Genomic DNA, 5,409 nt, shown 5'->3' on the forward strand with positions numbered 1-5,409 from the left:
CGCATGCGCGCGGCTAGCGGGTGGCGGGGGCCGTCGAGCCGCGGATCACCAGTTCGACGGGGAGGGTGTCGGTCGGCGGCGCGTGGCCGTCGAGGACGGCGAGCAGGGACGTCATGCCGCGTTCGCCGAACTGCTCCGCGGGCAGCCGCACGGTGGTGAGTTCGGGTTCCACGGCGGTGGCCAGGGTGAGGTCGTCGAAGCCGGTCACCGAGAGGTCCTCGGGCACGCGCAGGCCGAGGCGGCGGGCCGCCTTGCAGGCGCCCGCGGCGAGGATGTCGTCGTCGCAGACGAGCGCCGTGGGGCGGGGTCCGGGCGCGCGCAGGGCGGCTTCAGCGGCCGTGCGGGCGTCGTCGACGGTGAGGAGTGCCCGGGCGGTGCGTACGGCCGCTCCGGTGCCCCTCAAGGCCGCCGTGAGGGCGTCGGAGCGTACGTCGAAGGTCCAGGAGTCGACGCCCGCGGCGAGGTGCAGGAAGTCGCGGTGGCCCAGGGCGAGCAGATGCTCGGTCACCTGGCGCATGCCGTCGACGATGTCGAGGTTGACGGTGGCCGCGCCGAGGCTGTCCGCCGGGTCGCTGTCGAGCATGACCAGGGGGAGCGCGTCGCCCTGGATGGTGGCGAGGGTGTCGGAGGCCATGGAGGACGCGAGGATGCCGTCGAGGGAGGCCCGGCTGGAGTCGAAGGGGTCGCGGGCGGGGCCGACGCCTTCGGGGGAGGGGTAGAGCACTACTCCGAAGCCGTGTTCGGCGGCGACGCGGGCGGCTCCGGTGTAGACGCGGGCGAAGAACTCGTTGGTGAGGGCGGGGACGACGAGGAGCGCTGTTCTGGTGCGGCCCAGGCGGAGGTTGCGGGCCGCGAGGTTGGGGCGGTAGCCCAGCTCGCGTGCGGTGGCCCGGACGCGCTCGGCGGTGCGCTCGGCGACGCGGCCGCGCCATTTCTCGCCGAACACGAGGGAGACGGTGGCCTGGGACACCCCGGCGGCGCGTGCGACGTCGCGGCTCGTGGGGCGTGGCCCTGCGGCCTCGTGCTGTGGCCCGGCCACTACTGGTACCTCCCGCATCGGTCCCGCGGGGCGTGAACGAGGTGGACCCGCGGTGAGCGCTCATGGTACGTATGACGCTCGAAGTTATACGTAACACCTGGGCGCGTCGGCGCCGGGCGAGGGGCGGGAAGCATGGCTGCCGGGTACGCGGAGATCCTCCGGACGAGATATGCGGGGAGGCTGCTCGCGGGCACGCTGGTGGGCCGGCTGCCGAACGCGACCGCCGCGATCGCCATCGTGCTGTTCATCCGCGCCGAGGGCGGGACGTACAGCCTGGCCGGTGGCCTCGCCGCGGTGTACGGCGTGGCCAACGCGGTGGGGCAGCCGCTGCTCGGCCGCCTGGTGGACCTGCACGGGCAGCCGAGGATCCAGCTCCCCTCCGCGGTCATCTCCGCGCTAGGCATGGCGGCCTTCGCCTTCACCGGACCCGATTCGCTCACCCTCGCGTACGCGGCGGTGGGCGTGGCCGGTCTCTTCACACCGCCCCTGGAGGGCGGCCTTCGTGCGCTGTGGCCGAGCGTCCTCGGTAAGGAAGAGCAGGTGCACACGGCGTACGCCATGGACGCCATCGCCCAGGAAGTCATGTTCACCGTCGGACCGCTGCTCATCACGGGCTGCGCCGCGCTCTGGTCGGAGCAGGCCGCGCTGCTCGTCGTGAACGTCATCGGCGTGATCGGTGCCCTCTCCGTGGTGATCTCGCAGCCCTCGCGCGCGTGGCGCTCGGCGCCCCGCGAGGCGCACTGGCTCGGCGCGCTGCGCTCACCCGGGCTCATCGCGCTGCTCGGCGCGTTCCTCTTCATCGGCATGGCGCTCGGCTCCATCACCGTCGCCGGTGTGTCGTACGCCGATGAGCACGGCGGCGACGCGGTGTACGGCTGGATGATGGCGGCGCTCGGACTCGGCGCCCTCGTGGGCGGAGCGGTGTACGGGGCGCGGCAGTGGGCGGGGGTGCCGGAGAAGCGGCTGACCGTCCTGGTGGCCCTGCTCGCCCTCTGCTACTGGCCGTTGACGCTGGTGCCCGGTGCCGTCGCCATGACGGCGCTCGCGGCCGTCGCCGGAGTCTTCCTCGCGCCGGCGCTCGCGTGCGCGTTCATCATCGTCGACCGGCACGCCCCTCGGGGCACCGTCACCGAGGCGTTCTCCTGGCTCGTGACGACGTTCACGGTCGGCGCGTCGCTCGGCACGGCCGCGGCGGGGCCGGTCGTCGAGTGGGGCGGGACCGTAGGGGGATTCACCGTTCCAGGGGTCGCCGGAGTGGCCGCCCTGCTTGTCCTGCTGGCCACGGCGCGGACGCTCGTACTCCCCGCTGATTCGGCGGTGGTTGCGGGTTCATCCGAAAATGATCGAAACGGTGCCGTCGAACCCGGTTTCAGCACAGGCCATCAGGCGTAATGTTCAGTCATGGACCGCCGCATTTTCGGGCTGGAGAATGAGTACGGCGTCACGTGCACGTTTAGGGGACAGCGCCGTCTGTCGCCTGACGAGGTGGCGCGCTACCTCTTCCGCCGTGTTGTCTCATGGGGCCGCAGCAGCAACGTCTTTCTGCGGAACGGCGCCCGCCTCTATCTTGACGTCGGGTCACATCCGGAATATGCGACACCGGAATGTGACAACGTGACCGAGCTGGTCACCCACGACAAAGCGGGCGAGCGCATTCTGGAAGGCCTGCTCGTCGACGCCGAACGCCGCCTGCACGAGGAGGGAATCGCGGGCGACGTCTATCTCTTCAAGAACAACACCGACTCGGCGGGAAACTCCTACGGCTGCCACGAGAACTATCTGGTGGCCCGGCACGGGGAGTTCTCGCGGCTCGCGGACATCCTCATTCCCTTCCTCGTCACGCGACAGCTGCTGTGCGGCGCGGGCAAGGTGCTGCAGACTCCGCGCGGCGCCGTGTACTGCGTCAGTCAGCGTGCCGAGCACATCTGGGAAGGGGTCTCCTCCGCGACCACCCGCTCCCGGCCGATCATCAACACCCGCGACGAGCCGCACGCGGACGCCGAGCGCTACCGCAGGCTGCACGTCATCGTCGGCGACTCGAACATGTCCGAGACGACCATGCTTCTGAAGGTCGGCGCCACCGACCTCGTCCTGCGCATGATCGAAGCGGGCACGGTGATGCGGGACCTGACCCTGGAGAACCCGATCCGGGCGATCCGCGAGGTCAGTCACGACATCACGGGCCGCCGCAAGGTGCGCCTGGCCAGCGGCCGCGAGGCCTCGGCCCTGGACGTGCAGCGCGAGTACTACGAGAAAGCCGTGGACTTCGTGGACCGCCGCGGCATCCGCACGGGCACCGTCGAACAGGTCCTCGAACTGTGGGGCCGCACGCTCGACGCGATCGAGGCCGAGGACCTCGACCGCATCGGCACCGAGATCGACTGGGTCATGAAGTACAAGCTCATCGAGCGGTATCGGGCGAAGAACAACATGACCATGTCGCATCCCCGGGTCGCGCAGATAGACCTCGCGTATCACGACATCCACCGCCGGCGCGGGCTGTACTACCTCCTGGAGAGGAAGGGGCAAGCCGCCCGTATCTGCAACGACTTGAAGATCTTCGAGGGCAAGTCGGTGCCGCCGCAGACGACCCGCGCGAGGCTGCGCGGCGACTTCATCCGCAGGGCCCAGGAGCAGCGCCGGGACTTCACGGTCGACTGGGTGCACCTGAAGCTCAACGACCAGGCACAACGCACCGTGTTGTGCAAGGACCCCTTCCGGTCGGTGGACGACCGGGTGGAGAAACTGATCGCCGGTATGTAAGCCCAGATGCAGGAGATGCGTTGCGGGAACGCAACGCGGGGCGCCGTACGTTCCTCGTACGGCGCCCTTCTCCATGCGTAGAGTTGCGCGCACGCCAACCGACAAGATCGACCGATACGAGGCCCCCACCGTGCGCCGACGCTCACTTCTCCTTGCTGTTCCGGCAGGCCTGCTCACGCTGGCCGGTTGTGGTGACGACAAAAAGGCCGACAAGGCCAAGCCCAGTGACAGCCCATCCCCTTCCAACTCGCCGTCGGCAGCGCCGACGGCGAAGATCGTGGCCGGGCCGCTGCCCGAGATCACGAAGGGGACGAAGTTCGGGCAGAAGCCGACCGTCGCCAAGGGGCCCGGCAAGGCGTCCTCCGACCTCGCGGTCAAGACCCTGGTCGAGGGCAAGGGTGACGTGGTCAAGAAGGGCGACTACCTCCAGGCGAACTACCTCGGCCAGATCTGGGCCACGGCCAAGGTCTTCGACAACTCGTACGACCGCGGCAACCCCACGGTCTTCCCGATCGGTGTCGGTCAGGTCATCCCCGGCTGGGACCAGGCCCTGGTCGGCAAGAAGCTCGACAGCCGCGTGCAGCTCGCGATCCCGCCGAAGATGGGTTACGGCACCGAGGGCAACAAGCAGGCGGGCATCAAGGGCACCGACACGCTGGTGTTCGTCGTGGACCTCGTGGGCACCTTCAGCAACAAGAGCTCGGCCAAGGGCAAGGAGGTCGCGCAGTCCAACATCGACCTCCCCAAGGTCGGTACGAACACGGACGGCAAGGCCCCCTCGATCGAGGTCCCGAAGAAGAAGGACGCCCCCGAGAAGCTCGTCGCGTCGTACATCCTCGAAGGCGACGGCGACGAGATCAAGGAGACCGACAGCCTTCTGTGCCAGTACAAGGGCGTGCTGTGGGCCGACGGCAAGGAGTTCGACTCCTCGTACAAGAGCGGCCAGCTCGCCTCGTTCCAGCTCGCGCAGGTCGTCAAGGGCTGGGCGCAGGGCCTGACCGGCAAGAAGGTCGGCAGCCGCGTCCTGGTCGTCGTCCCGCCGAAGCTCGGTTACGGAGACAAGCCGCCGCAGGGCAGCACCATCAAGAAGGACTCCACGCTGGTCTTCACCGTGGACATCCTCGCAAAGATGTAACACTGTCCCAGCTGGCCATTCGTATCAAAGCAGGAGCATTAGACGTGAGCATCGAGAAGCCCGAGATCGACTTCCCCGACGGTCCGGTCCCCACCGACCTCGAGATCGTGGAGATCTGGGAGGGCGACGGCCCGGAGGCGAAGGCGGGCGCCACCGTCAAGGTCCACTACGTGGGCGTGGCGTTCTCCACCGGTGAAGAGTTCGACGCCTCCTGGAACCGTGGCACGCCGCTCCAGTTCCAGCTGGGCGCCGGCCAGGTCATCGCCGGCTGGGACCAGGGCGTCCAGGGCATGAAGGTCGGCGGACGCCGCCGGCTGACCATCCCCGCACACCTGGCGTACGGCGACCGGGGCGCCGGTGGCGGCGCCATCGCGCCCGGCGAGTCGCTGATCTTCGTCTGCGACCTCGTCGGCGTCTGAGCGACGACTGAGGTCAGGGTCTGATCAGACCTGCCCACTGAGGGCCCATGCCG

At 69.1% G+C, this 5,409-nt stretch carries 5 protein-coding genes; 4 read left to right on the forward strand and 1 reads right to left on the reverse strand.

Annotated features, from left to right (window positions below; genetic code table 11):
- Positions 1-13: 13 nt before the first annotated feature.
- Positions 14-1,057 carry a LacI family DNA-binding transcriptional regulator gene (locus ACFQ7F_RS45270; RefSeq protein ID WP_383285449.1) on the reverse strand — a complete coding sequence of 348 codons (1,044 nt, stop codon included), beginning with the start codon at positions 1,055-1,057 and terminating at the stop codon, positions 14-16.
- Between the two features lie 114 nt (positions 1,058-1,171).
- Between ACFQ7F_RS45270 and ACFQ7F_RS45275 the strand changes: the two genes are divergently transcribed.
- The 4 genes from ACFQ7F_RS45275 (at position 1,172) to ACFQ7F_RS45290 (ending at position 5,356) form a co-directional block, all read left to right on the forward strand.
- Complete coding sequence (locus ACFQ7F_RS45275) at positions 1,172-2,431, forward strand: MFS transporter (protein WP_383285452.1); 1,260 nt, start codon at positions 1,172-1,174, stop codon at positions 2,429-2,431.
- A 9-nt stretch (positions 2,432-2,440) separates the two neighbouring features.
- Positions 2,441-3,802 (forward strand): Pup--protein ligase, encoded by a 1,362-nt coding sequence (gene pafA / locus ACFQ7F_RS45280; RefSeq protein WP_383285455.1) that lies wholly within the window; start codon positions 2,441-2,443, stop codon positions 3,800-3,802.
- A gap of 130 nt (positions 3,803-3,932) precedes the next feature.
- Positions 3,933-4,937 carry an FKBP-type peptidyl-prolyl cis-trans isomerase gene (locus ACFQ7F_RS45285; RefSeq protein ID WP_383285461.1) on the forward strand — a complete coding sequence of 335 codons (1,005 nt, stop codon included), beginning with the start codon at positions 3,933-3,935 and terminating at the stop codon, positions 4,935-4,937.
- A gap of 44 nt (positions 4,938-4,981) precedes the next feature.
- Positions 4,982-5,356, forward strand: a complete 375-nt coding sequence (locus ACFQ7F_RS45290; RefSeq protein ID WP_383285458.1) for an FKBP-type peptidyl-prolyl cis-trans isomerase — start codon at positions 4,982-4,984, stop codon at positions 5,354-5,356.
- Positions 5,357-5,409: the final 53 nt, after the last annotated feature.

It is taken from the genome of Streptomyces sp. NPDC056486, assembly GCF_042795295.1.
Classification (GTDB): domain Bacteria; phylum Actinomycetota; class Actinomycetes; order Streptomycetales; family Streptomycetaceae; genus Streptomyces.